25 protein-coding genes are annotated in these 25,944 nt (G+C 40.5%); 12 read left to right on the top strand and 13 right to left on the bottom strand.

Going from position 1 to position 25,944, the window contains the following annotated elements:
- Positions 1 to 18 precede the first annotated feature (18 nt).
- Together CWB78_RS15515 and CWB78_RS15510 are read left to right on the top strand one after the other, a co-directional pair.
- Positions 19 to 1,737, top strand: a complete 1,719-nt coding sequence (locus tag CWB78_RS15515; protein WP_138596369.1) for a POTRA domain-containing protein — start codon at positions 19 to 21, stop codon at positions 1,735 to 1,737.
- Positions 1,738 to 1,801: 64 nt separating this feature from the next.
- Entirely contained in the window at positions 1,802 to 2,377 is a 576-nt protein-coding gene (locus tag CWB78_RS15510; protein ID WP_010391553.1) for a mechanosensitive ion channel domain-containing protein, read from the top strand.
- Between the two features lie 87 nt (positions 2,378 to 2,464).
- Here the strand turns inward: CWB78_RS15510 and CWB78_RS15505 are convergent, their stop codons facing one another.
- The 3 genes from CWB78_RS15505 to CWB78_RS15495 all read right to left on the bottom strand — a co-directional run bounded on the left by CWB78_RS15505 (position 2,465) and on the right by CWB78_RS15495 (position 4,904).
- Complete coding sequence (locus tag CWB78_RS15505; RefSeq protein ID WP_055012533.1) at positions 2,465 to 3,523, bottom strand: succinylglutamate desuccinylase/aspartoacylase family protein; 1,059 nt, start codon at positions 3,521 to 3,523, stop codon at positions 2,465 to 2,467.
- Positions 3,510 to 4,415 carry a 30S ribosomal protein S6--L-glutamate ligase gene (gene rimK / locus CWB78_RS15500; RefSeq protein ID WP_008467750.1) on the bottom strand — a complete coding sequence of 302 codons (906 nt, stop codon included), beginning with the start codon at positions 4,413 to 4,415 and terminating at the stop codon, positions 3,510 to 3,512. The genes CWB78_RS15505 and rimK overlap by 14 nt, the downstream gene beginning before the upstream one ends.
- A 66-nt stretch (positions 4,416 to 4,481) precedes the next feature.
- Positions 4,482 to 4,904, bottom strand: coding sequence for an ATP-dependent zinc protease family protein (locus tag CWB78_RS15495; RefSeq protein WP_010391555.1), 423 nt, complete (start codon positions 4,902 to 4,904; stop codon positions 4,482 to 4,484).
- A 250-nt stretch (positions 4,905 to 5,154) separates the two neighbouring features.
- Here CWB78_RS15495 and CWB78_RS15490 point away from each other — a divergent pair, with 250 nt between their 5' ends.
- Positions 5,155 to 6,126, top strand: a complete 972-nt coding sequence (locus tag CWB78_RS15490) for a zinc transporter ZntB (protein WP_010391556.1) — start codon at positions 5,155 to 5,157, stop codon at positions 6,124 to 6,126.
- Between the two features lie 68 nt (positions 6,127 to 6,194).
- Here CWB78_RS15490 and rraB read toward each other — a convergent pair whose 3' ends face one another.
- The 9 genes from rraB to CWB78_RS15445 form a co-directional block, all read right to left on the bottom strand.
- Positions 6,195 to 6,530, bottom strand: a complete 336-nt coding sequence (rraB, locus tag CWB78_RS15485; RefSeq protein ID WP_008110603.1) for a ribonuclease E inhibitor RraB — start codon at positions 6,528 to 6,530, stop codon at positions 6,195 to 6,197.
- Positions 6,530 to 7,243: a 1-acylglycerol-3-phosphate O-acyltransferase gene (locus CWB78_RS15480; RefSeq protein WP_010391558.1), complete on the bottom strand. Its 714-nt coding sequence runs from the start codon at positions 7,241 to 7,243 to the stop codon at positions 6,530 to 6,532. The genes rraB and CWB78_RS15480 overlap by 1 nt, the downstream gene beginning before the upstream one ends.
- A gap of 166 nt (positions 7,244 to 7,409) precedes the next feature.
- A complete protein-coding gene (parC, locus tag CWB78_RS15475; protein ID WP_010391560.1) occupies positions 7,410 to 9,707 on the bottom strand; it encodes a DNA topoisomerase IV subunit A in 2,298 nt (765 codons plus the stop codon).
- A gap of 10 nt (positions 9,708 to 9,717) precedes the next feature.
- Positions 9,718 to 10,812, bottom strand: coding sequence for a PQQ-dependent sugar dehydrogenase (locus CWB78_RS15470; protein ID WP_055012532.1), 1,095 nt, complete (start codon positions 10,810 to 10,812; stop codon positions 9,718 to 9,720).
- A gap of 32 nt (positions 10,813 to 10,844) precedes the next feature.
- Positions 10,845 to 12,734: a DNA topoisomerase IV subunit B gene (parE, locus tag CWB78_RS15465; protein ID WP_010391564.1), complete on the bottom strand. Its 1,890-nt coding sequence runs from the start codon at positions 12,732 to 12,734 to the stop codon at positions 10,845 to 10,847.
- Between the two features lie 20 nt (positions 12,735 to 12,754).
- Positions 12,755 to 13,318 carry a YqiA/YcfP family alpha/beta fold hydrolase gene (locus CWB78_RS15460; RefSeq protein WP_010391565.1) on the bottom strand — a complete coding sequence of 188 codons (564 nt, stop codon included), beginning with the start codon at positions 13,316 to 13,318 and terminating at the stop codon, positions 12,755 to 12,757.
- Positions 13,303 to 14,088 (bottom strand): metallophosphoesterase, encoded by a 786-nt coding sequence (locus CWB78_RS15455; RefSeq protein WP_138596367.1) that lies wholly within the window; start codon positions 14,086 to 14,088, stop codon positions 13,303 to 13,305. The genes CWB78_RS15460 and CWB78_RS15455 overlap by 16 nt, the downstream gene beginning before the upstream one ends.
- Positions 14,075 to 14,533, bottom strand: coding sequence for a DUF1249 domain-containing protein (locus tag CWB78_RS15450; protein ID WP_055012529.1), 459 nt, complete (start codon positions 14,531 to 14,533; stop codon positions 14,075 to 14,077). The genes CWB78_RS15455 and CWB78_RS15450 overlap by 14 nt, the downstream gene beginning before the upstream one ends.
- Before the next feature lie 30 nt (positions 14,534 to 14,563).
- Positions 14,564 to 15,190, bottom strand: a complete 627-nt coding sequence (locus CWB78_RS15445) for an NUDIX domain-containing protein (RefSeq protein ID WP_109874132.1) — start codon at positions 15,188 to 15,190, stop codon at positions 14,564 to 14,566.
- Between the two features lie 205 nt (positions 15,191 to 15,395).
- On the opposite strand from CWB78_RS15445, the gene tolC reads away from it, so the two are divergent.
- The 3 genes from tolC (at position 15,396) to CWB78_RS15430 (ending at position 18,394) form a co-directional block, all read left to right on the top strand.
- Entirely contained in the window at positions 15,396 to 16,754 is a 1,359-nt protein-coding gene (tolC, locus tag CWB78_RS15440; protein ID WP_138596365.1) for an outer membrane channel protein TolC, read from the top strand.
- A 106-nt stretch (positions 16,755 to 16,860) separates the two neighbouring features.
- Entirely contained in the window at positions 16,861 to 17,784 is a 924-nt protein-coding gene (gene lpxL / locus CWB78_RS15435; protein WP_054201907.1) for an LpxL/LpxP family Kdo(2)-lipid IV(A) lauroyl/palmitoleoyl acyltransferase, read from the top strand.
- 37 nt (positions 17,785 to 17,821) lie between these two features.
- The gene (locus tag CWB78_RS15430; protein WP_010391576.1) at positions 17,822 to 18,394 is read left to right on the top strand and encodes a toxin co-regulated pilus biosynthesis Q family protein; all 573 of its coding nucleotides are present in this window, start codon (positions 17,822 to 17,824) and stop codon (positions 18,392 to 18,394) included.
- 41 nt (positions 18,395 to 18,435) lie between these two features.
- Here the strand turns inward: CWB78_RS15430 and glnE are convergent, their stop codons facing one another.
- The gene (gene glnE / locus CWB78_RS15425) at positions 18,436 to 21,231 is read right to left on the bottom strand and encodes a bifunctional [glutamate--ammonia ligase]-adenylyl-L-tyrosine phosphorylase/[glutamate--ammonia-ligase] adenylyltransferase (protein WP_138596363.1); all 2,796 of its coding nucleotides are present in this window, start codon (positions 21,229 to 21,231) and stop codon (positions 18,436 to 18,438) included.
- 78 nt (positions 21,232 to 21,309) lie between these two features.
- Here glnE and CWB78_RS15420 point away from each other — a divergent pair, with 78 nt between their 5' ends.
- From CWB78_RS15420 to ruvX, 6 genes are all read left to right on the top strand, one after another.
- Complete coding sequence (locus CWB78_RS15420; RefSeq protein ID WP_010391581.1) at positions 21,310 to 22,203, top strand: DUF350 domain-containing protein; 894 nt, start codon at positions 21,310 to 21,312, stop codon at positions 22,201 to 22,203.
- 77 nt (positions 22,204 to 22,280) lie between these two features.
- The gene (locus tag CWB78_RS15415; protein WP_010391582.1) at positions 22,281 to 22,754 is read left to right on the top strand and encodes a hypothetical protein; all 474 of its coding nucleotides are present in this window, start codon (positions 22,281 to 22,283) and stop codon (positions 22,752 to 22,754) included.
- A gap of 70 nt (positions 22,755 to 22,824) precedes the next feature.
- Entirely contained in the window at positions 22,825 to 23,559 is a 735-nt protein-coding gene (gene rsmE / locus CWB78_RS15410) for a 16S rRNA (uracil(1498)-N(3))-methyltransferase (RefSeq protein WP_138596361.1), read from the top strand.
- 66 nt (positions 23,560 to 23,625) lie between these two features.
- The gene (gshB, locus tag CWB78_RS15405; RefSeq protein WP_138596359.1) at positions 23,626 to 24,576 is read left to right on the top strand and encodes a glutathione synthase; all 951 of its coding nucleotides are present in this window, start codon (positions 23,626 to 23,628) and stop codon (positions 24,574 to 24,576) included.
- Between the two features lie 128 nt (positions 24,577 to 24,704).
- Positions 24,705 to 25,262, top strand: a complete 558-nt coding sequence (locus tag CWB78_RS15400) for a YqgE/AlgH family protein (RefSeq protein WP_010391585.1) — start codon at positions 24,705 to 24,707, stop codon at positions 25,260 to 25,262.
- Between the two features lie 17 nt (positions 25,263 to 25,279).
- On the top strand, positions 25,280 to 25,729 hold the full coding sequence (ruvX, locus tag CWB78_RS15395) for a Holliday junction resolvase RuvX (protein WP_010391588.1): 450 nt from the start codon (positions 25,280 to 25,282) through the stop codon (positions 25,727 to 25,729).
- The last annotated feature ends 215 nt before the right edge of the window (positions 25,730 to 25,944 follow it).

The following is a 25,944-nucleotide window of genomic DNA, read 5'->3' as shown; positions in this document are numbered from 1 at the left end:
TAGCGCTAAAGAGGGTCAATGCTAAATAGAAAATGGATTGCACGTAGTTGTTTTAGCCTTTCTATTTTGAGTATGTTTATGCTCAGCGTTTGCGCGCAAGAAACGCCACTAGCCCAAAGCTGCCAAAATGACGATTCATTGAAAACTTCTGAAATTAACTTGCGTCGACAAATCGAGTCTCAACCTCCACCGCTTACGACAAATAGTAACGCTAAAATTACCTCAATTAATCTTAAACAACTTAATGTTTTTAATACCGAGCTAGAAGCTGAGAACAACGCACTGTTTCGCTTTGCTAATCGTGCACATATACAAACTGAGCCTGAGGTTATTAAAAGCATTTTATTGTTTAAAGCGGGTGATACTTTTAATCAAAAAACCTTGGCTGAATCTGAGCGGCTACTGCGTAAACAAAACTATTTATATGACGCACAAATTGTTGCCAACGAAAACTGCGATGGCGATATTGATGTAACCGTGGTGACTCGCGATTTGTGGACTTTGCTACCCGAGCTTAGCTTTAGCCGCAGTGGTGGCGAAAATAAATCAAGTATCGGCTTTCGCGAGTCTAACTTATTTGGTTGGGGCAAACGATTATCGTTTGCTCGCAAAACCGACAGTGATCGTAATGGCTATTTATTTGTTTACGATGATCCAAATATCCTATCAACACGCTACAGAGGTCGTATAGAGTATGCCGATAACAGTGACGGTAAAAGTCACTTAGTTGAGCTTACTTACCCATTTTACGCCATTGATACACCCTATAGTTATGGTGCCCTGAGTTACTCTACCCAGCGAGAAGAGGCACTCTATCTTAGGGGCGATAAATTTAGTGAGTTTGAACAAACCACCGACCTAAATCAGGTGTTTTTTGGTCACTCTAAAGCCCTTAGCCATAACTGGACACAGCGCTTGAGCCTAGGTTATATCGATGAGCAACAAACATTTAAAAGCATCGATGAAACCACTGTGCCGCTAGCTGAAAATAGGCAGCTTAGTTATCCTTATGTAAGCGGCCACTGGTTTGAAGATAACTTTATAAAAGTGCGTAACTTTGACAGTATTTACCGTACCGAGGATTTAAATTTAGGTTGGAATATAAAAGCTACGCTGGGTTATTCTGATGAATCAATTAGTAACGACGATAGCCGCGCTATTTACTCGTTTAACTTTAACAAAGCACATTTTAGTGGTGATAATACGCTATGGCGCTTTCACGCAGATATTCAAGGTTATTGGAATAAAGAACAAAAACAGCTTGAAAACTTAATCACCACCAGCCAAATTCAATATTATTTAAATACCAGTATTGATCAGTCTTGGTATGTAAAAGCCAGGCTACAATACGCAAAAAACCTCACCAACGATAAGCAGCTCACTCTCGGGGGCGAAACAGGTTTACGCGGTTACCCTATTGAGTTTCAACATGGCGATCGGAGTTTTTTAGTCAGCTTAGAAAAGCGCTACTATTGGGAGTATGACTTACTACAACTATTTAAAGTGGGAGGCGCAGCCTTTCTAGATGTAGGTCGCGCATGGTATAACAATGACTCGAATACCCTGTATCAAGTTGAAAACACACCTGTACTTAAAAATGTTGGACTCGGTTTACGCCTTGCGCCAAGTCGCGCCAATGCAGGTACCATGATCCACCTTGATATTGCTGCGCCACTAAATAAATATAACGATGTTGACTCTGTACAGTGGCTACTGAGCGTTAAAAATTCTTTTTAAATCACTACTGCGCACAAAGCTAACACGTTACACTTTGCGCCTATCATTATTGTGAGAATACGTTTTGGAATTAATCTCTCTTTTAGAGCTTGTGAGCACACAATATAAGCTAATCGTAACTGTAATTGCGCTGTTGAGTTTTCCGTTACTGTTAAAGCTAACTAAAAAATTACTCGAAAAAGCCATTAGAGGTAAAATCGATTTACACAGAAAATACCGAGCAGAGTTACTATTAAAAATAATACTCGCCTTTGTTATGTTGTGTTTAGTATTAGTTTTTTGGGGAATAGAGCTGCGTGGTTTACTGGTATTAGGCTCTTCCTTATTTGCCATGTTAGGCGTTGCGCTGTTTGCGGCTTGGTCATTATTGAGCAACTTAACTGCTTTTTTACTCATGTTTATACAAAATGACTGCCGTGTAGGCTATTGGGTTAGAATCGTGGATGGGGCCAACGCCATTGAAGGACGCATTATTGAAATGGGGCTGATGAATGTATTACTCGAACACGTTGATGGACATAGGGTGATTTACCCTAATAACTTATTTGTTACCCGCCCCGTGTTAGTACTCAATACAGAGCCAAAACCAACAAAAGCGCCTAAAATTAAACGAATTATTGGCCCAAAGCCACGTAATTAAATAACAATTACAAAAAAGCCGCTTCAGCTAATAAACTTAAGCGGCTTTTTTAATTCTTACGGGTGAAGTTAATTCTTACGGGTGAAGTTAATTATTTAGCTCAGCTGTTTTCAGTTCATCATCTAAATCACTTATTTCACCAATAAAGCTTTCAAGCTGTTGCTCTACCAAACTATTTGAGTGAGCAAAGTAAGCAATATGAAACACAGCATCGCCTTCATTTACTAGAGGCATGGTTTGCTGACCAATAATAATGCCACTACGTGGAGCAAGCAATTCAAGCTCAGAATCGCCAAGCGGACTACTTATGTATGCCAGTATTTGCCCTTTAGTGACACGTTCACCTAACGATACTTGCGCTCTTACTATACCGTCAACCTCAGCTCGTACCCAACTTGTTGAACCTGCAATAACCGGCTCAGGTAGTTTTTTAGGGCGCTTACCACGCATCATTTTTAAATGACGCATAACATAATCAACCCCTTGTACACCCGCTGCAATCGCAATCGGGTCAAAGCGCAACGCTTCACCTGCTTCGTAGGTAATAACGGGTATACCCAAATTAGCCGCTTCACTGCGCAATGAGCCATTGCGTAACGACGCATCAATAACCGCAGGTGTGCCAAAAGCCTTAGCCATTTGCGCTGTAGCTTCATCGGCTAAATTAGCGCGTATTTGCGGTAAGTTAGTACGATGAATCGCCCCCGTATGCAAATCTATAATATGCGTACAATGCACAGCGACTTGGTTAAAAAACATATACGCCATACGACCTGCTAACGAACCACGTTCAGAGCCAGGAAAACTTCGATTCATATCACGGCGATCGGGCAAGTAACGAGATTTATGAATAAAACCAAATACATTCACAATCGGCACCGCTATTAATGTGCCACGCAACTGGTTAGGATCGATCTTAGCCAGTAACTGGCGCACAACCTCAACCCCATTAAGCTCATCGCCATGTATTGCCGCACAGACCATCAATACAGGGCCTTCCATAACACCGTTGACCACTTCAATAGGAATATTAAGCGGTGAATGGGTATAAAGCTTTGCAGCTTCTAGTGCGAGTGTTTTACGTTCACCTACACCAATGCTTTCACCTAACAGGGTGAAAGGTCGGTTAATTTTAACCTTTGCCACGAGTTGCAGTTCCTTTCACTGAGGCCGTTTTTTCAATAAAGTCAATCACCATACCCGCAATATCTTTACCAGTTGCCACTTCAATCCCTTCTAGGCCTGGCGATGAATTTACTTCCATAACCAAAGGGCCGCGAGATGAACGGAGTAAATCAACGCCAGCAACGTTTAAACCCATTGCTTTTGCTGCAGCAACCGCTGTTTTACGTTCTTCTGGGGTAATACGTACCAGTGTAGCGCTACCACCACGATGAAGATTAGAGCGGAACTCGCCCTCTTGTGCTTGGCGTTTCATCGCAGCAATCACTTTATCGCCCAATACAAAGCAACGAATGTCTGCACCACCGGCTTCTTTAATGTACTCTTGCACCATGATATTGGCTTTTAAACCCATGAATGCTTCAATAACACTTTCAGCTGCTTTACGTGTTTCAGCCAATACCACACCAATACCTTGAGTACCCTCAAGTAACTTAATAACGACCGGTGCGCCGCCTACCATTTCTAATAAATCTTTTACGTCATCGGGCTTGCTGGCAAAGCCTGTAACCGGCATACCCACACCTTTACGCGATAGTAACTGCAAAGAACGTAATTTATCGCGAGAGCGAGAAATAGCTACTGATTCATTAACAGGGAACACCCCCATCATTTCAAATTGGCGTAATACAGCACAACCATAAAATGTAACCGATGCACCAATACGTGGCACGATAGCGTCGAAATCTTTTAGGTTTTCACCACGATAATGAATTTCAGGTTGCTCTGAGTTTATGTTCATGTAAGAGCGTAACGCATCAATTACTTTCACTTCATGTCCGCGCGCCTCAGCAGCTTCGATTAGGCGACGCGTTGAATATAATTTTTTGTTACGAGATAAAATACCAATTTTCATCATTAAAGCCTTAACTAAATGGTGTTGAGCAAGCAGATATAATTATGTTTGCTACTCAACGAATTCTTATAATAAATGTGATAAAGCCGGATCAACGACTATGCGATTTTCCATTGCTGTGCGCCCTAACAACATTCTAAACTTCATAGACGCACGACTTGTTAATGTAATTTCTATTGGCCAACTAAATTCGCCGGCATGTAATGTAGTTTCAATAAAGTAACGCAATTCTTTTTGACCACTAGAGCTGGTAACGTACTTCATCTTTTTAACTTTGGCATTGCAGGTAATTTGCGTTTGCTCGTCTTCTTGCAATGGTTGGGCTGTAAATTTAACCCATTTTTCGCCATCGACTTCGTATTCTTCAATATTAATTGCATGAATACAGGAAGTACGCGCACCAGTGTCTATTTTTGCTTTAATTTGCTCGATGCCTAGCTCGGGTAAACTTAACCACTCACGCCAACCAACTGTTATTTTTGTCGTCATAAATGTGCCCTTAGTAAAAAAAGTGTTTTATACGCTACAGCCAACAAAACACCAACAAAATAAATTCATCTACTCGATAAGCCGATTTGATTGACCTTTTAAGTTAACTCGTTTAACAATGCACCCCTAACGTATGCACTTAACCATAGGCTAAAAAACAATTTTTTGTTGATTAACTCTACAAAGTAAAGCTAAGTTAAATACACTACAGTCAACTGTATTAAAAATATACTATCTATGAGAAATTATTATGATCAATGGCTTACTTCATGCGCTTATTCTTGATGAACAAGGCGGGGCTCGCCCAATAGAAAACAGTAAACAGTTACACCAATGGCAACCTACTGATGGAAAGCTGTGGGTGCATATGGATTACAGTCAAAAAGAAGCCGTTGATTGGTTAAAAAACTGCGGCCAATTAAACGACTACGAACTTGAATCACTCACCGCAGATGAAACACGTCCTCGCATTACTCCTACAATGAATGGCCATATGCTGTTTTTACGTGGAATCAATTTAAACCCAGCGCAAAGCCCTGAAGACATGGTGTCTATTCGCCTATTTATTAATAAAGACGTGGTGATCACTACCCGTAAGCGCCGGTTATTATCAGTGCAAGATATTCTAACCTCGTTAAATAATAATGAGGGACCAAGCAGTATTTCTGAACTAGTGTGTAGCTTAGCGCAAAAGCTCACTTCACGTATGCAAACGGTAATAGATGAACTAGATGAAAGCTTAGATGATTTTGAAGAAGAAATTGATGAGCCTAGTAAAAAGTTTGATAACCAAGGCTTGTCGCAACTTCGCCGCCAAACAATCGCGCTAAAACGTTACTTAAAACCGCAAAAAGAAGCGCTCAGCAACATGGTTAATAATCATTACCCATGGCTGTTTGACGATGATAAAGCCAAGCTAAATGAAACCACCAATTTACTTATTCGCTATTTAGAAGAGCTCGATAGTTCAATAGAACGTGCACTCGTTATTCAGCAAACCATTACTAACCAAGTGTCTGAGCAATTAAATCAGCGTATGTATGTGATGTCGGTGGTGGCTGCTTTATTTTTACCACTGGGATTTTTAACTGGGTTATTGGGGGTCAATGTTGGCGGTATACCTGGCACAGATAGTCCCTATGCATTTACCGCATTTGTGGTGTTTTTGGTTGTTTTGACTGGTGGGATTGGTATTTACTTTAAAAATAAAAAGTGGCTGTAATTACAATACAGATCCAATAAGACACAAAAAAGGCGAACATAATTGTTCGCCTTTTGCATTGGTAACCCTTACTCTTGAAAGTAAGTGCCCCAACCGTCGTATTCTACGTCGCATTCAACCGCAAGCTGTGCAAGCTTATCAACGTCTTCCATTATAACGTCAACATCTAATTCGGCTTCAACAACAATGTCAAAACTCCAAATCTTTTCGCCGTCTTCAAGCTCAAGTTCTGCTGGCTCTTCTACATCGTAACCTAGTTTAAACGCAGCAAGTGCAGCTTGTTCTAACTTAGTAAAATCTTCACATACAAAGTGGTGCTCTACTTCATAAAGGATTTCCGGATCGGAACCATCTTCAAGTAATGAAGTTACGATGTCTTCACTTATTTCACGCCAGTTTTCCATTATTTCTCTCTCACTTGAGCATCTAATTCTGTTATTTTAGCAGCCATAATACTGTGCACACTTTTAGCATGTTCACGGGCACTGATACTGTTATCAAGTGCTATGGGGGCTAACATTTCAATGTAAATTGTACCATTATCCCAGCGATTTAGTTTAATGGTTTTATCGGTTGTGTTCATACATACTGGCACAACAGGTACCTCTGCACTCATTGCTGTATGAAAAGCACCGGTTTTAAAAGGGAGTAAACCACGACCATAACTACGCGTCCCCTCAGGGAACATCCACACCGACAAGCCTTTTTGTTTTATTTTAGCCGCTGCTTTAGAAATAGTGCCTGCCGCTTTTGAGCGATTTGCTCTGTCTATTAAAATATTACCCGATAACCAATAAAGCTGACCAAAAAATGGGATCCACTTCAAGCTTTTTTTGCCAACACTCACACAATTTTTTGGCACCATAGCTGGAATAGTAAATAAATCATAGCTATTTTGGTGATTCGCTACATACACAGCGGGCCCCACCTTAAGCGCATCGGGATGATATTTTAGTTCTAATTTAACCCCAAGCATTTTAGCCATTGAGCCAAACCAACTTGCAATAACATGCACATTATTAGGATGAAATGGTCTAAATATTGATAACAACAAACCAAAAAAACAACTTAATAATATAAACAACAGCATTATTAAAATACGTATAACAGCTAGCAAGTGCGCCTCTCCAATATAACCACAATCATGTATTGTTTTATTATAACGTTATTTTGTTACGCAGACGAGAAAATAGCGCACAAGCGTGCGCTGAAATAAAACAGTCATAAAAAAACGGCTTACCTGAGTAAGCCGTTTTCTAATTTTATCTAATTTGATCTCAAGATTAACTTGGCTCTGCGTCTGAGCTTGGCTCATCAACTTGTTGCGGTGTTAACTCTACCACAGCTTCATCTACGCGCTGCAAACCACGAGGTAACTTATTCCCTCTGCGGCCTCGCTCGCCATGGTAATGCTCAAGGTCGCTTGGTTTAAGGGTCAGCTTACGCTTACCTGCATGCAGCGTTACACTGCTGCCTTGCGGCACAACAGCTAATACTTTTACAAACTCTTCGCGGGCTTGTACTTTCGCACCCGGAATAGAAATAATTTTATTACCCTTACCTTTACCTAGCTTAGGTAGGTCACGCAGTGGGAATAACAACATCCGCCCTTCGTTAGAAATCGCCATACAGTAGTCAGTAGCCACGTCGTTAACGCGAATTGGCGAAAGTAACACACCACCTTTTGGCACACTCACTAACGCTTTACCGTTTTTGTTTTTGCTCACTAAATCTTTAAAGTCAGTAATAAAACCATAACCAGCGTCGGAGGCCATTAACAACACTTGAGCGTCCTCACCCATTACTACGTGCTCAAAGCTGGCGCCTGAGGTTAGATTAAAGCGCCCGGTCATTGGCTCGCCTTGGCTTCGCGCTGAAGGAAGACTATGAGCATCAGTGGCAAATGCACGTCCAGCTGAATCTAAAAATACCGCAGGCTGATTACTTTTACCTCTCGCTGATGCTCTATAACCATCACCAGCTCTGTAATTTAATCCTTCCACATCTAAGTCATGACCCTTACCAACCCGTGCCCAGCCTTTATCTGATAGCACCACGGTGACTGACTCTGATGGAATTAAATCTTTTTCGCTCAGTGCTTTGGCTTCTACACGCTCAATCACAGGCGAGCGGCGATCATCACCATACATTTCTGCAGCTTCTTGAATTTCTTTTTTCAATAAGGTCGACATGCGACGATCTGAGCCCAATGTTTGCTCTAATTTGTCACGCTCTTTTGCCAATTCGTCTTGCTCACCACGAATTTTAAACTCTTCAAGTTTTGCCAAATGGCGAAGTTTTAATTCTAAAATGGCTTCTGCTTGAATATCGGTTAAATCAAAGCGCTCCATCAATATTGGTTTGGGCTTATCTTCAGAGCGGATGATTTCTATAACTTCATCAATATTTAAAAAGGCAGCCAGTAAACCTTCTAAAATATGTAATCGAGCCAGTACTTTATCAAGTCGATATTGCAAACGACGACGAACCGTTTCGCGTCTAAAGGTTAACCACTCTGTTAAAATACTACGTAAATCTTTAACCTGTGGACGACCATCTAAGCCGAGCATATTTAAGTTTACGCGGTAATTTTTTTCAAGATCGGTGGTGGCAAATAAGTGCGCCATTAATGGCTCAGCTTTAATTCGGTTTGAACGCGGCACAATCACAATACGGGTCGGGTTTTCGTGATCAGACTCATCACGTAAATCGGCCACCATCGGCAACTTTTTAGCGTTCATTTGCGCTGCAATTTGCTCGAGTACTTTTGCACCCGAACATTGATGCGGTAACGCAGTAATAACTATATCGCCCTGCTCTTCACAATACACAGCGCGCATTTTAATTGAGCCACGACCGGTTTTATAAATTTTGTGAATATCAGCCTTAGGCGTAATTATTTCAGCATCAGTTGGATAATCAGGCGCATGCACTAAATCTAGTAACTCTTCGAGTTCTGTTTTTGGCTTATCAAGTAATAAACAACAGGCACTGGCTACTTCACGCACATTATGGGGCGGTATATCGGTTGCCATACCTACCGCAATACCGGTGACACCATTAAGTAATATATGCGGTAAGCGCGATGGCAATACTAATGGTTCATCCATGGTGCCGTCGAAGTTTGGCGTCCAATCAACAGTCCCTTGGCCTAACTCTTTAAGTAATACTTCAGAGAATTTAGATAAACGCGCTTCGGTATAACGCATTGCCGCAAACGACTTAGGATCATCTGCAGCCCCCCAGTTACCTTGACCATCAACTAACGGGTAGCGATAAGAAAACGGCTGCGCCATAAGTACCATGGCTTCATAACAGGCACTATCACCATGAGGATGGTATTTACCTAATACATCACCTACGGTACGGGCTGATTTTTTGTATTTAGCACTTGCCGATAACCCCAGTTCACTCATCGCATAAATAATACGACGCTGAACGGGTTTTAAGCCGTCACCAACGTGCGGTAAGGCACGATCCATGATCACGTACATTGAATAATTTAAATAGGCGTCTTCGGTAAAACGCCCCATTGTTTGCTGTTCAATTCCTTGCATTAGCAAGGTATCTGTATCACTCATTAAAGCTTACCTAGTTTTTCTTATAGCTTACGCGGTAAATTACGTTAGCGTAATCATCGCTTACCAATAGACTGCCATCATTTAATTGTGCAAATGCAACAGGGCGTCCAAATGTCGTTTCGTCTTGCATAAAGCCGGTGATCAGTGGCGTATATTTAGTTACTTTGGCATTTTCTATGGTTGCCACAGCCACTTTATAACCAACCTTTTTAGAGCGGTTCCATGAACCATGCTCAGCAACAAATAACTGTTGTTTGTAGCTATCTGGGAACTGTTTGCCGGTATAAAAATGAATACCTAATGGCGCAACATGCGCCCCCAATGCCAATGCAGGTTGAGTGTAATCAGCAATATTTTTGCCTTCACCAAACTCAGGATCAACAATAACGCCACCATGCACGTATGGAAAACCAAAGTGCTCTTCTTCCTTAGTAATGCGGTTTAGCTCATCAGGTGGAATATCATCCCCCATCATGTCGCGGCCGTTATCACTAAACCATAGCATTTGCGTGCTCGGATGAAAGTCAAAACCCACCGTATTACGTACACCTTTGGCTAAGGTCGTTATTTCTTTGGTGTCGGTATTTAACGAAAAAATACGGCCAAAGCGAGCATCTTCCTCACAAATATTACACGGTACGCCCACGGGAATTATCAGCTCGCCATTTGGTGCAAAGCGCAAAAACTTCCAACCATGGTGACGCTCTGAGGGTAAATCGCTATAAAACACTTCATACTCAGGATTTTTGAGGTGTTTATCGATATTTTTAAAACGAATAATACGGTGCACTTCACCGACATATAAGTCACCGCCTTTAATTGCTAAACCCGAGGGCATATTTAATCCCTCTGCAATCACTATTTTTTTATCTGCCACACCATCGCTGTTATGGTCAATCAGTGCATACACATTGCCCGCCTTACGCGACCCTGCATACACAATACCTCGGCTTGATACTGCAATTTGCCGTGCATTTTCAACATCATCAGCAAATAAGCTGATTTCAAAACCCGGTGCAGCGGTCAGCTTGTCGAGTATATTTTTCGCCATCACTGGCGATGATATTAAGCCCAGTAACAACAGTGTGCTAAATAATTTATTCATTTGCCTCTCCTGTTTTAAAGCCCAAAGGCTTATTAAACTTGTGCCTTGTTACCATGATCCTCTAGCCATTGACGGCGATCTGATGAGCGCTTTTTAGCGAGTAGCATATCCATCATTTCCATTGTTTGCTGCTCTTCATCAAGAGTAAGCTGTACTAAACGACGAGTATTAGGGTCCATGGTTGTTTCACGCAATTGTAGCGGGTTCATTTCGCCCAAACCTTTAAAGCGTTGTACGTTTACTTTGCCACGTTTTTTTTCTGCTTCTATGCGCGCTAAGATACCGGTTTTTTCATCTTCATCCAGCGCGTAGTAAACATCTTTACCAATATCAATTCTAAATAACGGTGGCATAGCAACATACACATGGCCGGTTTTAACTAATTGTGGGAAATGGCGAACAAATAAGGCACACAGTAAGGTGGCAATATGCAGTCCATCGGAGTCAGCATCCGCTAATATACAAATTTTATTATAACGTAGTCCCGACATATCGGCTGAGTCTGGGTCTATACCTAGCGCAACTGAAATATCGTGCACTTCTTGAGAGGCCAAAATTTGCCCTGACTCAACCTCCCAAGTATTTAAAATTTTACCTCTTAACGGCATAATTGCTTGGAATTCACGATCTCGCGCTTGTTTAGCTGAGCCCCCTGCTGAGTCACCCTCTACTAAAAACAATTCTGTGCGGTCATTATCAGCAGCACTACAATCGGTCAGTTTGCCTGGTAATGCTGGGCCTGATGTAACTCGCTTACGTACTACTTTTTTAGCCGCACGTAAGCGACGCTGTGCATTTGAAATACATAGTTCAGAAAGTAGCTCTGCGGTGTCAGTGTGCTCATTTAGCCATAAGCTAAAGGCATCTTTTACTACACCCGATACAAACGCAGCACATGAACGTGATGAGAGCTTTTCTTTAGTTTGTCCTGCAAATTGTGGGTCTTGCATTTTAACCGACAACACATAACTACAACGTTCCCAAATATCATCTGGGGTCAGCTTTACGCCACGTGGTAATAAATTTCTAAACTCACAAAATTCACGCATCGCCTCTAAAAGCCCTTGGCGCAGACCATTTACATGGGTGCCCCCTTGCGCGGTAGGAATTAAGTTTACATAACTTTCGGCTATCGACTCACCACCTTCAGGCATCCATACTACCGCCCAATCAGCGCCTTCAATAGAACTTGAAAACTCACCCACAAATGGGTCTTTAGGTAGTATTTCGTAACCTTTAACGGCTTCAATTAAGTAATCTTTTAAGCCTGTTTCATAAAACCACTCTTGGGTTTCTTTCGTTTGTTTATTTACAAACTTAATACGCAAACCTGGACATAAAACCGCTTTAGCTTTTAATAAGTGATTAAGCTTAGTCAAAGAAAAATTAGCAGAGTCAAAATAGCTGGTATCTGGCCAAAAACGTACCGTAGTACCAGTGTTGCGTTTACCCACTGAGCCAATAACATTTAAATCTTCAACTTTATCGCCATGCTCAAAAGCCATTCTAAATTGCTGCGCATCACGGCGAACCGTTACTTCCACGCGGGTAGATAGCGCATTAACAACCGAGATACCTACGCCATGCAAGCCACCAGAGAATTGATAGTTTTTGTTTGAAAACTTACCGCCGGCATGCAGCTTAGTAAATATTAACTCAACTCCTGGAATACCTTCTTCTGGGTGAATGTCAATTGGCATACCTCGGCCATCGTCACTCACCTCAAGCGAATTATCTTCATGTAAAATGACATCAATACGTGTTGCGTGCCCAGCCATTGCCTCATCAACACTGTTATCAATAACCTCTTGGCCTAAATGGTTTGGCCTTGTGGTATCTGTATACATGCCTGGGCGGCGTTTTACCGGCTCTAATCCATTAAGTACTTCAATGGCTTCGGCGTTATAATTTTGTTGAGTCATAGTTTTTATCTTTATATACGCTAATATCTGATTTTAAGAAAATCGACAATGCTTGAAAAAGCTCGCTCAAAGCCATTAAAGCTATGATCGCCGCCAAATTCAATTAACTGTTTACATTGTGAGTAATACTTTATTGCGTGCTGAAAATTTAACACTTCATCCCCTGTTTGCTGTAATAAATACAACAGTTCAGGGTGTTTTAACTCTGTCACCGTTAATGCTTTTAACGCATCTATATGACGAGATTGTAATTGGTAATTATAATCTTGATACGGATTATAATTAGGCCCAAGTATAGGCTCTAATAATGTATATGGGGCAACGGCAGGATTAATTACCACCGCAGGAATTTGATAACGCTGCGATAAATACGTGGCAAAAAAACCACCTAGCGAGCTGCCCAATAATACGGTATTCGGTGTTAATAGTTGTTCAAGCGCTATAATAGCCTCTACAGGCTCATGATTTAAACGCGGCACACAATAATCAACATCATAGTGTGCCATAAGCTCACCAAAGCGCACAGCTTTATATGATTTTTCAGAGCTATTAAAACCGTGAATATAAATTACTCGTTTAACCATACCACGTCCGAGTGTATATGCACCTGTTGTTGCTCAGCATTTAAATACAGCATGCGATAAGCTGCCCCTTTATTTTCTTGCTGCCAAGTCGCACTGTGTTTACTAAATTGCACGCAGCTGGCTGGGGTAGCGTACACATTGAGCCCTCTAAACTGCTGTTGATAGTCATTATGGACATGCCCATGAAACAGCGCATCAACGCGACCATTATTAACTAATAAATTTAATAGTTGCGGCCCATTTTCTAACATATGTTTATCTAGGTAGCCATCAATTGGCAATGGGTTGTGATGACAAAATGCAATGTGACGATTATTTGAATCAACTAAGCAAGCCATAATTTCATCTAAATGCGTGGCACTGACCCACCCTGCAGGCGTTTCACCCTTAGAGTTAATTAATATCAGCTCAATCCCTTGTGCCACTATGTGTTTAGCGTGTTGTATTTGCCCACCACTAATTAAATTAAGCTGTTCAATCTCATCATGGTTACCAGGCACCCAAAATACGGGGCAATCAACGTCACTATTATGAATAAGTTCTGCAAATAATAAATACGAATTAAAGCTGTGATCTTGCGTTAGGTCACCACCAAATATCAACGCATCAGGCTGCTGCTTTGCTATATCGGCCAATGCTTTAACAAAATGTTCAGCGGTATTAACGCCAAAGTATTCAGCATCTTTATCACTAAAAAGGTGGCAATCAGTTAGGTGTGCAATTCGAAGCGTAGTTTGTTCAAAATAATAGATGTCATCAAACCAAGCCATTATTTACATCCCAATTAAGTGTTGATTGACCTCTTTCAACACACGCTACCAACCAGTCATACAAAAAAGCATTTAACTGATATTTTTCATCTTTTTGATGCATTTTTGGGTTAGGGTAACCATAAGAAGGCTTAATTCGTTGGTGGTAGTCATGATGAACAATTTCAGCCACCTTCGCATCATTGTACAAACGTACCGTTAAATACAGCGGTGCAATGCCAACGAGCATGCCATTTAACTGTTTAATAGAAACATCAAGTGTGTACTTAGCACTATCATCTATGTGAATTGCAAATTCACTGTGCCCTAATTTAATTTCTCTTACATTGCCAATCACTTGCTCATGAGGCAGTAGTTTTAAAAGGCGTACGTAATTGTGCTCACAAAGCGTTAAATACTTTGGAAGGCTTTGAATGTATCGATTAGTGGTTAAAAGTGCTGTCAAAATACCGCCATTACTATTAAAAATTAAAAACTATGCCCACTTTTTACGTATCTTATCGCGATTTAGCGCTAACCATTGCAAGCAAATTACGGTAGCAGCATTATCTATTTCACCACTATTAAGTCGCTGTAGTGCTTCGTCTACGTGCATAATATGGGTTTTAATATCTTCACCTTCGGTTTCTAACCCATAAATGCCAGTACTCATTTGGCTTAAATCGGCGTGAGCTAAATATAAGAACAAACGCTCTGTAGTACCGCCGGGGCTTGAAAGATAAGACAACATAAACTCAAGTTCTGTTAAATTAAGCCCCGCTTCTTCAAGCGCTTCTTTTTTAACAACCGCTTCGTAATCTTCACTGCCATCGGTCATACCCGCTATACATTCTAACAGCCAAGGCGTATGTTTGCTTTTAATTGCGCCAATTCGAATTTGTTCTATAAGCAATACTTGCTCAGTGACTGGATCATAAGGTAATACCGCGACCGCATCGCCACGCTCTAAAATTTCTCGACGAATAACCTCAGACTCTCCACCAGCAAACAGGGCATGCTGAAATTGATAAAGGTTTATTTTAAAAAAACCGTTATACAAATTTTCAACCGGTTTTAATCTCACATCATCATGGGTAAATTGAGTACGACTTTTATTCGCCATGTTTTTTATTTCCTTTTTGAAAGCGTAGATACATCAACGCCTTGATTGCCAGCCCTATTAAAACGCTAAATTGAGCGAATGAGGCGTGTTAGGTATATATTCTGTTACACTTGAGAACGTTGTTTTACTAATTTTTTTTTTAGTTATTAAGTAAAACAGGTTAACATGCCTGTAGTACAAAAATTGTCTAAGGACCGAACATCACATGAAAAAGAACATCCTTGCAGCACTGGTTAGTTTATCATGCGCATTGGGCTCAACCGTAGCCAATGCTGAAGATTTACTTCAAGTTTTTGAAATCGCAACAGCCAACGATCCTACCGTTTTAAAAGCAAAAGCCCAAGCTGATGCTCAATCATACCAAAGCGATCGCGCTATGAGCGCACTATTACCGCAAATTGGCTTGACTATGAGTTACACAAAGTCTGACTCAACTTCCTTCAGACAATCTGAGGATTTATCTTCTCTTGATAAAATTAATGCTGAAAACGACGAGTTTTCTCGTGGTATTAGCTTAAGCCAAACGTTATTTGATTTAGGCGCATGGAATTCATTAGGTATAGCCGACAAACAAGCACTTCAAGCAAGCGGCCAATACGACTTTGCCAAGCAAAACCTAATTGTGCGTGTTGCTGAGGGCTATTTTAACGTACTTAGCGCTATTGATAACCTTGAATTTGTACAAGCTGAAAAACGTGCCATTGAGCGCCAACTTGAACAAACTAAACAGCGTTACGCTGTAGGTTTAACAGCTATTACCGATGTACATGAAGCACAAGCACAATTTGATAATTCAGTAGCGCAAGAGATCATTGCTAATAATGCGGTAGAAACAGCCCGTGAGCAGCTACGTGAGATCACTGGTAAGTACCACGCAAAGCTGGATATGTTAAACACCGAAACATTTTCTACTGTTAAGCCAAGTACGCCTGCAACTGATTTAGTTAAAATAGCTAAAGACAAAAACTTAAATCTGCAAGTATCAAAAATAACGGTTGATATAGCTAAAGAACAAATTGAACTCGCAAAAGCAGGTCATTACCCAAAACTAACGTTAAATGCTAGCTACGGCGACTCATTAACAGATAGTGAGTTAAATGGCGCTAGTTTTGACGACCAGCCTCGTTCTGATTCAACCTCTATTGGACTAAACTTTAGCGTCCCACTTTACTCAGGTGGCGCAACGGTTGCTGCAACAGATCAAGCACGTGCATTTTACGTTGCTGCTAGCCAAGATTTTGAAACCGATTATCGTGCAGTAACTCGCTCTGTTATTACTTCTTACAATCAAGTGGTATCTGACATTGCAACATTTAAAGCGCTTGAACAAGCAGTTATCTCAGCAGAAAGTGCATTAAAAGCCACTGAAGCGGGTTTTGAGGTAGGTACACGTACTATCGTTGATGTACTAATTAGTACGCAAAACTTGTACGATGCAAAGCGTAATCTTGCCGATGTACGTTACCGTTATGTTGTATCAACGCTTCGCTTAAAACAAGCGACAGGAATATTAAGCCGTGAAGATTTAGTGGGTATAAACCAAGGTTTAAATACCGTTAACTAAGCAAACGACTTCATTATAAATAATCACTAAAGCCAGCTTTTTGCTGGCTTTTTGTATTTTTTAACACATAGCGTTAAACTAGCCTTTTATTTTTAGAGAAATTTTTGTGGTTAACTCATCCCCTTTTAAAGCCTCTTTTTTAGGTCCTCGTTATTGGCTAACCTGGATTGGTGTTTTGTTTTTATATCTCATTTCTTGGTTACCGCAAAAACTACAATTAGCTATGGGTAAGCAGCTAGGACGCTTGGTTCATAAATATATGAAGCGTAGAAGGCATATTGCTGAGGTTAATATTAAACGCTGTTTCCCCACAATGAGCGAAACCGAGCAACAACAGCTGGTACTTAAAAATATGGAAAATACCGGTATTGCGATGGTTGAAACCGGCATGGCTTGGTGGTGGCCACAGTGGCGGGTCAAAAAAGTACTCGGGTCAATAAAAGGGCTTGAGCATTTTGAGCGCGTACAACAATCAGGAAAAGGCGTTTTATTACTTGTTCCACATATACTGCATCTTGAAATGACAAGTCGTGTAATGGGTTTGAAGTGCCAAGGTATTGGCTTTTACCGCCCGCATAACAATCCGCTTATGGAATACTTTACCACCAATGGACGTCTTCGCTCTAATGAATACATGGTTGGAAAAAAAGACGTAAAAGGATTATTAAAATCATTAAAAAATAAAAAGCTGTGTTATTACTTACCCGATCAGGATTATGGCCGTAACCGCTGTGAGTTTGTGCCTTTTTACGCAGTACCCGATACAGCCACAACCACTGGTACACTAATGTTTGCAGGTAGTAAAAACTGCGAAACAATGAGCTTAATTGCTTATAGGGATAACAACGGAAAGTATCACTTAGAAATCGTGCCTGAGCTTGAAAACTTCCCGAGCGGCGATGATAAAGCCGATGTAACACGTGTTAATCAGCGCATGGAACAATCAATAAATGCCGCCCCTGAACAATATATGTGGTTGCATAGACGCTTTAAAACACGACCCGATAAAGACGCCCCCTCTTTTTATTAAGGATGGGTTATTAAAATAACAAAGATGAGTAACAGCCATGTGGTTTTGGATTAGATATATACTTTTAGCTTTATTGTTAATTGGTGCAGCCATTTACTTTCTACTAAATGGTTCGTCGTCACTCAATTATCAACAAACCACTAACGCTGCGGCTGAAGGGTTATCGCGGTTTTATGCATCAATCCGAGATAGAATTTCTGTCAATAAAGACAATGACAAATTTGTAATTGAACTCGAAAAACCCGATCTTAGCCTCGACAGAGCGCTAAACCAGCGTTCTTTTGTAGTAGAGCCTATGCCTTTAAATTGGAGTGGAGAAGTAGGCCCGCGTCGCTTCCAACGTGACTCAACCTTGCGTACCGTACTAACCCAATATGCTAATAACGAAGGTATTACTTTAATGTGGTACTTAGACAAAGATTACGTTGTTAAGGATCACTTTCGAATAGATAGCAGTTTTAACTCCGCTTTATACCGCGTTAGCCGCTCTATAAATGATGATTTTTCAAATGAAGTGTATGCTTTTTTCTGCCCTAAACAACGCGCAGCGGTTATTACCGAGCTGCCGTCTGAATTTGTACGTACAAACTGTTTAAAGCTAAGCAATTAACTGATAGGCGCTCAATAATAATCGAGCGCCTATGTATTTATTCAATTTAATTCAAAAATAGCCTGCCATATCGACGTGACATTTTTAATATCTTCACTAAAATCTTCACGTTTTACGCAGCGACCCTGCTGATCTAAGCTCAACACATGATAGCGTGAGCGATAATCTATATAGGCTTTAATAAGTTGCTGTTTTTGTGTGTCTGTAATGCAACCAATTTTAGCTGCGTCCGTTAAAATTCTGACATTGTCAGAATAGTCGCATAAATGGGTAAATTCATGAGCGTACTTTAATACTAAATATTGGGTGATAAACTCAATATCGGTCATCGCCCCCACGTCTTGTTTTAAATCAAACTGCTGCTCGTTGCCTTTAGCTAAATGGCTACGCATTTTTTCGCGCATTTTAATTACGTCGGTTTTTAGCAGTTCAACATCACGTTTTTGACACAATATCTCGGCGCGAATTTGTGCAAAACGCGTTACTAATTCAGTTTGGCCTAAAATCAGCCTCGCTCTGACTAAAGCTTGATGCTCCCACGTCCATGCTTGAGTTTGTTGGTAATGATTAAAACTCTCTAAGTTAATCGCTAATAACCCTGATGCCCCCTCTGGACGAAGTCGAGTATCTAATTCATATAAAATACCTGAAGCAGTACGAGTATTAAATAAATGCATTAAACGCTGTGCTAGCTTTAAATAAAATTGCCTTGAGTCAATTGCCTTGTCGCCGCTGGTATAGCTGGTACCGTCATGGTTATGCACAAAAACTAAATCGAGATCAGAGTCATAACCCACCTCAAAACCACCGGTTTTTCCATACGCAATAACGGCAAAGCCTTTATGTTCATCATCGGTATTAGGTGGCATGCCAAAACGTTTAACACAATGATACCAAGCAATATTAACAGCCTGATCAACTATCGCTTCTGCAAGTGCGGTTAAGTGATCGCTTACTTTCATTACATCAATTACGCCAGTGGCATCTGCGGCAGCAATCCGTAACTGATGGGTTTGTTTAAACTGACGCAATGCTTCCATTTGTTGTTCAAGATCGTCATGTTCAATACGTAAAAAATACTGTCTTATTTCATCTTTATACGCTGTTAATGGGGTCGGTTTATACAGCACTGCAGGGTCGATAAGTTCATCGAGTAGAATGGGATACAATGAAATATGCTCTCCAATCCACTTGCTATGGCAACAGAGCAAAACTAACTGCTTTAACGTTCCTGGGTTTTCATACAACAGCTCTAAATAAGCGGTGCGCGAAATAATTTTATTTAGTATTTGGCATACCGTTGTAAACGCACTGGCAGTAGCATTAAAGTCGTTTAATTGTTTTAGTAATGCAGGCATTAATTTATCAAGAATATCGCGTCCACGGTTGCCCACTTTGGCTTTAGATAGGCGCTGTTTGAAGTCATGTAATGGTGTTTGCCACTCTTCTCTTGGTTCATTCAAAAAGCTAACATCACCATGATCCCAAGTACTTATAAACGCGCCTTCACAAGTATCAAGTGGTTCAGTTTCTTCACCAATTACCTGAATAAACTCATTATGAATTTGCGCCATGACCTGTTCTATTTTTTCAATAGCTGAGTCAAAATTACCTTGCTTCAACAATACATTCAGCCGTTGCTGATTTAGCTCATCATCAGGCAGAGTTTGTGTTTGCTGATCATCAAAAATTTGTAGGTATTGCTCTACCCTACGTAAATAAAGGTAGTTATTTTTAAGCCCTCTGGCTTCATGCTCATCAATCACTTGGCTAACTGTTAGCTGCTCTAATGCAGTTAATAAAGATTGTGTTTGTAAATTTGCTTCTCTGCCGCCTCTGACCATTTGCAATGCTTGAACAATAAATTCAACTTCGCGAATGCCGCCACCACCTAATTTAATGTTATTAGTTAAGCGCTTACGACGCACTTCTTGGGCAATCATAAGTTTCATTTTTCTAAGCGATTCAATCACCGAAAAATCAATGTAGCGGCGATAAACAAAAGGTCTCAGCAAGGTATTGAACTCCTGCCAATAACGATTAGGCGTGCCAATTAAGCACCCTTTTAACATCGCGTAGCGCTCCCAATCACGCCCTTGCTCTTGGTAATAGTCTTCAATGGCATTAAAGCTCATCACCAACGGACCACTTTCACCAAATGGGCGCAAACGCATATCAACCCGAAATACTTGGCCATCCACGGTGCATTGGTTCAGGGCTGTAATTAACTTTTGGGCCACTTTAGTATAAAAAACAGATGCTTCGAGCGAGCGACGACCGCCTTGGGTTTTAACGTTGCGGGGGTATGCAAAAATAAGGTCGATATCAGATGAGTAATTTAGCTCTTGCCCTCCTAACTTCCCCATGCCTAGTACCATTAATGGTAAAGCGTTTTTATCTTCATCTAATGGTTCACCATTAGTTTTAGCAACATTATTGTAGGCCCATTGATTAGCACTATCTATCAGTTTATTGGCAAGTTCACTAATGTATTTAATGCTATCCGCAATTGAGTTTTCACAACATAAGTCTAAAAAAGCGACTTTTAGCCAGTACTTTTCACGATATTGGCGCAGTAATTGATGACACTGCTGCTCTTCTACTTCATTTATATTAAGTGTTGCAAAGGGATCTGAAATTTCTCTATTATTAATTTCAACTTCGCATAGCAACCAAGACAACAGCGAAGGTTGAGAGCTTAAACTGCGCCAAGCAAAATCACTTAACGCTAATAAACGCACGATTTGCTGCTGGATTTGTTGTTCGGGATACAGCGTTGCAAAACGCGTTTCACCCAGTTTTTGTAATTCAATAGGAAGCTGCGTGTCGTTACTCATCAATACCCTCTTTTATCTCACCAATAACCATACTAGAATGGTTAAAAACCTATCAAGGTAAATCTATTTAGGAACACCATGTCATATTTGTCATTATCTAACACTAGTTTAGTTGCGATTGCTATTAGTTTTGTGGTTATTTGTATTATTATCATCAGTTTAAGAATTATTACTCAAATAAAAGCAAAACAAGCACTTAAAGAAGAATTAGCGCAACATGATAACTTTGCAATGGGAATTAGTTTTGCTTCTGAAATATCAGTCGTGATCGCCACGATGGCATTTTTGTTCGATGAAATTAGTATTAGCACCGCTCAATCAAATCCGCTGAAAGTCATTTTATTAATTGTGCTGTTATTTTCGTTTATAAAAATGGGACATTTAATCCACCGTAAATGGATTTTACGCCGCTTTAATGAAGAAGCAGCTATATTAAAACAAAACGTTTGTGCTGCGTTGGTTGATTCAGGCATGCTGATTGCCAACTGCATTTTAGTATTGGGTTTATATACGTGGACACACACTCAAGGCTTTAGTAATTTATTAATAGCCTCGGTAAGCTTTTTTGTTTTACAAGGCATGTTTGCCCTAGACAGTAAAATACGCGAAAACCGCTTTGCTAAAGCCAACCAAGGGGCCTCTTTGCAAAGTAACTTTGGTTTAGAAAACACCTCCATTGGTATTCGCTATGCGGGTAAATCAATAGGCTTAGCTCTTGCTGCGTATGCTGGTTTATCGAGTGCGGCGTTTCAAAACGGTAAAATGGTAGAGAACTTATTTACTTTGGTAATGCATTGCGGTGTGATGTGGCTGTTACTATACTGTTTAACGTATATTATAAAAATTATTTCAATGCCAAATATAGATACCGCACTTGAAGTCGATCATCAGGATAATATTGGCATTGCCTGTATTGAATTTGCTGTATTTTGTGCTATTGGTTATTTATTAATAAGTATGTTTTCAATTTAGTACCAAACTCATTAAATTTAGCCGTTGCTTAACGTCCCTATTTAATTGTTTGGTAAATTAACAGGGACTTTAGGCATATGGCAATTAAAACAGGAAGTTATCTATTAATCGATATAGATAACGAGTTCAGCCGAGCATTTGTAAAACATTACATAAATACTAATGATGCTGCTAAAAAGGACATCATAATAGCCGGTGCGAACACGCAAAAGCTGGTTAAAATGATGTTTGATGAACTCGTTAAAGATTATTGCTATTGCGATATTGAGAACGAAATCAGTATTTCAGAACTGGCCAGCTACCTTCACGAACACCACAATGTTCAAGGCGTATTATTCAACCAAACAGATTATTTGCTCGCTGATGATACACAGCGCTTTATTTATAATTCATTACATGAAAAACGCTATATTATTAGTCAAACCAATCATGGCTATGACATTAACCCCATAAATGAAGAGTGCCATTCAAATCATTTGTCCTGTGATACCGATATAGCCCAAACCGCACAAGAACTAACAGAGCTTGCAGTCCCTGAATATGAAAAATAAATAATTGCACCCAAGCCTTTGCTTACTTACCATAGAGGGATATAACTTCTATGTAAAAAAGTGATTTGCCATGCGAGTGCCTCATATTTATCAATCATCACCAATTGCCCTTAATACTCCTTTAAACCTTGACGATGATGCTGCAGGGCACATAGGCCGTGTGTTGCGCATGAAAGTGGGCGAGCAGGTTTCTATTTTTAATGGTGAAGGCGGAGAGTTTCTAAGTGAAATTATTGAGGTGAGTAAAAAGAGCGTGGTTGTTATGCCGCTTGAATTTAACCCTCATGACGTTGAATCACCATTAAAAATTCATTTAGGCCAGTGCGTATCACGTGGTGAAAAAATGGATTTTACCATTCAAAAGTCTGTTGAATTAGGGATCACTGAAATCACCCCTATTTTTAGCCAGCGCTGCGGCGTAAAACTAAGTGGCGACCGCTTAGAAAAAAAACACCAGCAATGGCAAAAAATAGCCATTGCCGCAGCAGAGCAATCTGGGCGCAACTTTGTGCCAAAAGTACACTCACCTGTTGATTTAAAAACCTGGCTTGAACAGCAAACAGCTGCCATTAAATTAACTTTGCATCCTCGCGCCGAACACAGTATTAAAACCATTACCGTTCCCGATGACGGCGTGCGCTTTTTAGTAGGGCCTGAGGGTGGATTTACCGACGATGAAATAGCACAAACAAAGCAACAAGAATTTGTAGATATTCGCTTAGGCCCGCGGGTACTTCGCACAGAAACAGCAGCGTTAACCGTTTTAAGCGCACTGCAATTACAATTTGGCGATTTAGCTAATTGAAATAACTAAAAGCACCCACATATCAAGATTACAGTTGTAAAAAACACATAAACTAAGGCACAGCGCATGGCAATTAAGTTAGGCATTATTTCAGATCCTATTAGTGGATTTAATATTAAAAAAGACACCGGTTTTGCAATGATGATGCAAGCGCAAACCCGTGGCTACGAAATTTACTACATGGAAATGGATGATTTATCGCTGCGTCAAGGCAATGCCTACGCTGCTGCAGCCAAAGCACAGGTTTTTGATAACGCAGAAAAGTGGTACCAACTTGAAGAAAAAACCACCATTGCGCTGGCTGACTTAGACGTTATTTTAATGCGTAAAGATCCGCCTTTTGATACTGAATATATTTACGCAACCTATATTTTAGAACGTGCTGAGCAAGCGGGTACTTTAGTTATTAATAAGCCACAGAGCTTGCGTGACGCCAATGAAAAACTATTTACCGCTTGGTTTAGTGAGCATACACCTGATACGTTAGTTACGCGCAGCCAAAAGCAAATCCGTGAATTTTTAGCCGAGCACAAAGATATTATTTTAAAACCACTGGATGGTATGGGCGGTGCTTCTATTTTTAGAGTAAAAGCAGATGATGCCAATATTGGCGTAATATGCGAAACCTTAACTGAGCATGGCAGTCGCTTTGCGATGGCGCAAAATTACATTGAAGAGATCACTCAAGGTGACAAGCGCGTATTGGTTGTTGATGGTGAAGTTATTCCTTATTGCTTAGCGCGTATTCCACAAAACGGCGAAACGCGCGGTAACTTAGCCGCCGGCGGACGTGGTGAAGCACGCCCAATTAGTGAGTCAGATCTTAAAATTGCTCAAGCAGTTGCCCCTACATTGAAAGAAAAAGGCTTAATATTTGTTGGCTTAGATATCATTGGCGATAAGTTAACTGAAATTAACGTAACAGCACCAACCTGTGTTAAAGAAATTGAGGCCGCTTACGACATTTCTATTACCGGTATTTTATTTGATGCCATAGAGAGAAAGCTTAGTAAATAATATTAAAGCCATAACAAAATTTAAGCAGTGGCGCTTCTATAGTCACCGCTTAAAGTTGAATAAATTTTTAGTGTTAAAACATGGGACTATGCCATACTCAAGATTCAATAACTAAAAGGGTAAAACTTATGCAGTCATTAGAAAATCACTTTTTAATCGCAATGCCATCAATGCAAGACCCTTTTTTTAAACGTGCCGTCACTTATATTTGTGAACACAATGAAGAAGGCGCTATGGGACTTGTTATCAATCAGCCGATTGATGTCACCGTAGGTGAGTTACTCGACAAAATTGATATTGATAACGATAAGTCGCAACATGCCGCGCAAGTGACAGTGTATGCTGGCGGGCCGGTAAAAACGGATCGTGGCTTTGTGCTACATTCACCAAAACCTGGGTACTCGGCAAGCCAAAAATTGAGCAGTGATATTATGATCACTACCTCAAAAGATGTATTAGCCACATTAACTACCGCTCAAGCACCCGAGCAATTTATAATTACCTTAGGTTACTCAGGTTGGGAGCAAGGCCAGTTAGAACAAGAGCTACTTGATAATAGCTGGCTGATTATAAAAGCCGACCCCAAAATAATTTTTGATACCCCAGTGGAAAAGCGCTGGGAAATGGCAGTCTCTATGCTTGGTTTTGATGTTAGCCAATTAAGCCCCGAAGCTGGACATGCCTAATAACATAAAAGACAAACATGACTAAAAAAACTGTAAAAGCGCAAGGTGAGCGCACCGTAATGGGATTTGATTTTGGTACTAAGAGCATTGGTATTGCAATTGGTCAAGAATTGACAGGCAGCGCCACCAGCCTAAAGGCGGTGAAAGCTCAAGATGGCATCCCTAATTGGGATGACATTGCTGTACAGGTAAAAGAGTGGCAACCTGACTTAATGGTGGTTGGCTTACCGCTTAATATGGATGGCACCTCACAAGAGGTTACCTTTAAAGCCAAAAAGTTCGCCAATCGTTTGCATAATCATTACGGTATTGCGGTTCATACTCAAGATGAACGCTTAACTACCGCTGATGCTAAAGCACGGTTGTTTGAACGTGGTGGTTATAAAAACTTAGGTAAAGGCAACGTAGATAATATGTCTGCGGTGATTATTCTAGAGAGCTTTTTTGAAGCCAGTTATGGCGAATAAATTGATTTAAAAAAAAGCGCTTAAAGCGCTTTTTTTATGCGTGGATTTTGACTAAGGTCTGTTAGTCTTTGCGGATTAAAATTCGTTCAAACTAGGGGCAATTTAATCGCGGCGCGAGGTTTGTAACCTAGTGGGCTAAGTAAAAACCGAGCAACAAAGAGTAAATCGCCCCTAGGCAGCACCCTACGGGCAGCGCCTGTTTGGCATTGATGCTG

It is taken from the genome of Pseudoalteromonas sp. S1612, from assembly GCF_005887175.1.
Taxonomy (GTDB): Bacteria; Pseudomonadota; Gammaproteobacteria; order Enterobacterales; family Alteromonadaceae; genus Pseudoalteromonas; species Pseudoalteromonas undina.
The sequence above is the reverse complement of the archived record's forward strand: the minus strand, read 5'-3'. Positions and strand labels throughout refer to the sequence as shown.

Coding starts and splice junctions, on each gene's coding strand:
- ruvX (WP_010391588.1), top strand. CDS start 25,280: ATGACTAAAAAAACTGTAAAAGCGCAAGGTGAGCGCACCGTAATGGGA.
- parC (WP_010391560.1), bottom strand. CDS start 9,707: ATGAGTGATACAGATACCTTGCTAATGCAAGGAATTGAACAGCAAACA.
- tolC (WP_138596365.1), top strand. CDS start 15,396: ATGAAAAAGAACATCCTTGCAGCACTGGTTAGTTTATCATGCGCATTG.
- CWB78_RS15490 (WP_010391556.1), top strand. CDS start 5,155: ATGATCAATGGCTTACTTCATGCGCTTATTCTTGATGAACAAGGCGGG.
- rimK (WP_008467750.1), bottom strand. CDS start 4,415: ATGAAAATTGGTATTTTATCTCGTAACAAAAAATTATATTCAACGCGT.
- CWB78_RS15455 (WP_138596367.1), bottom strand. CDS start 14,088: ATGGCTTGGTTTGATGACATCTATTATTTTGAACAAACTACGCTTCGA.
- CWB78_RS15400 (WP_010391585.1), top strand. CDS start 24,705: ATGCAGTCATTAGAAAATCACTTTTTAATCGCAATGCCATCAATGCAA.
- CWB78_RS15415 (WP_010391582.1), top strand. CDS start 22,281: ATGGCAATTAAAACAGGAAGTTATCTATTAATCGATATAGATAACGAG.
- CWB78_RS15445 (WP_109874132.1), bottom strand. CDS start 15,190: ATGGCGAATAAAAGTCGTACTCAATTTACCCATGATGATGTGAGATTA.
- rraB (WP_008110603.1), bottom strand. CDS start 6,530: ATGGAAAACTGGCGTGAAATAAGTGAAGACATCGTAACTTCATTACTT.
- gshB (WP_138596359.1), top strand. CDS start 23,626: ATGGCAATTAAGTTAGGCATTATTTCAGATCCTATTAGTGGATTTAAT.
- glnE (WP_138596363.1), bottom strand. CDS start 21,231: ATGAGTAACGACACGCAGCTTCCTATTGAATTACAAAAACTGGGTGAA.
- CWB78_RS15495 (WP_010391555.1), bottom strand. CDS start 4,904: ATGACGACAAAAATAACAGTTGGTTGGCGTGAGTGGTTAAGTTTACCC.
- rsmE (WP_138596361.1), top strand. CDS start 22,825: ATGCGAGTGCCTCATATTTATCAATCATCACCAATTGCCCTTAATACT.
- CWB78_RS15470 (WP_055012532.1), bottom strand. CDS start 10,812: ATGAATAAATTATTTAGCACACTGTTGTTACTGGGCTTAATATCATCG.
- CWB78_RS15460 (WP_010391565.1), bottom strand. CDS start 13,318: ATGGTTAAACGAGTAATTTATATTCACGGTTTTAATAGCTCTGAAAAA.
- parE (WP_010391564.1), bottom strand. CDS start 12,734: ATGACTCAACAAAATTATAACGCCGAAGCCATTGAAGTACTTAATGGA.
- CWB78_RS15420 (WP_010391581.1), top strand. CDS start 21,310: ATGTCATATTTGTCATTATCTAACACTAGTTTAGTTGCGATTGCTATT.
- CWB78_RS15430 (WP_010391576.1), top strand. CDS start 17,822: ATGTGGTTTTGGATTAGATATATACTTTTAGCTTTATTGTTAATTGGT.
- CWB78_RS15515 (WP_138596369.1), top strand. CDS start 19: ATGCTAAATAGAAAATGGATTGCACGTAGTTGTTTTAGCCTTTCTATT.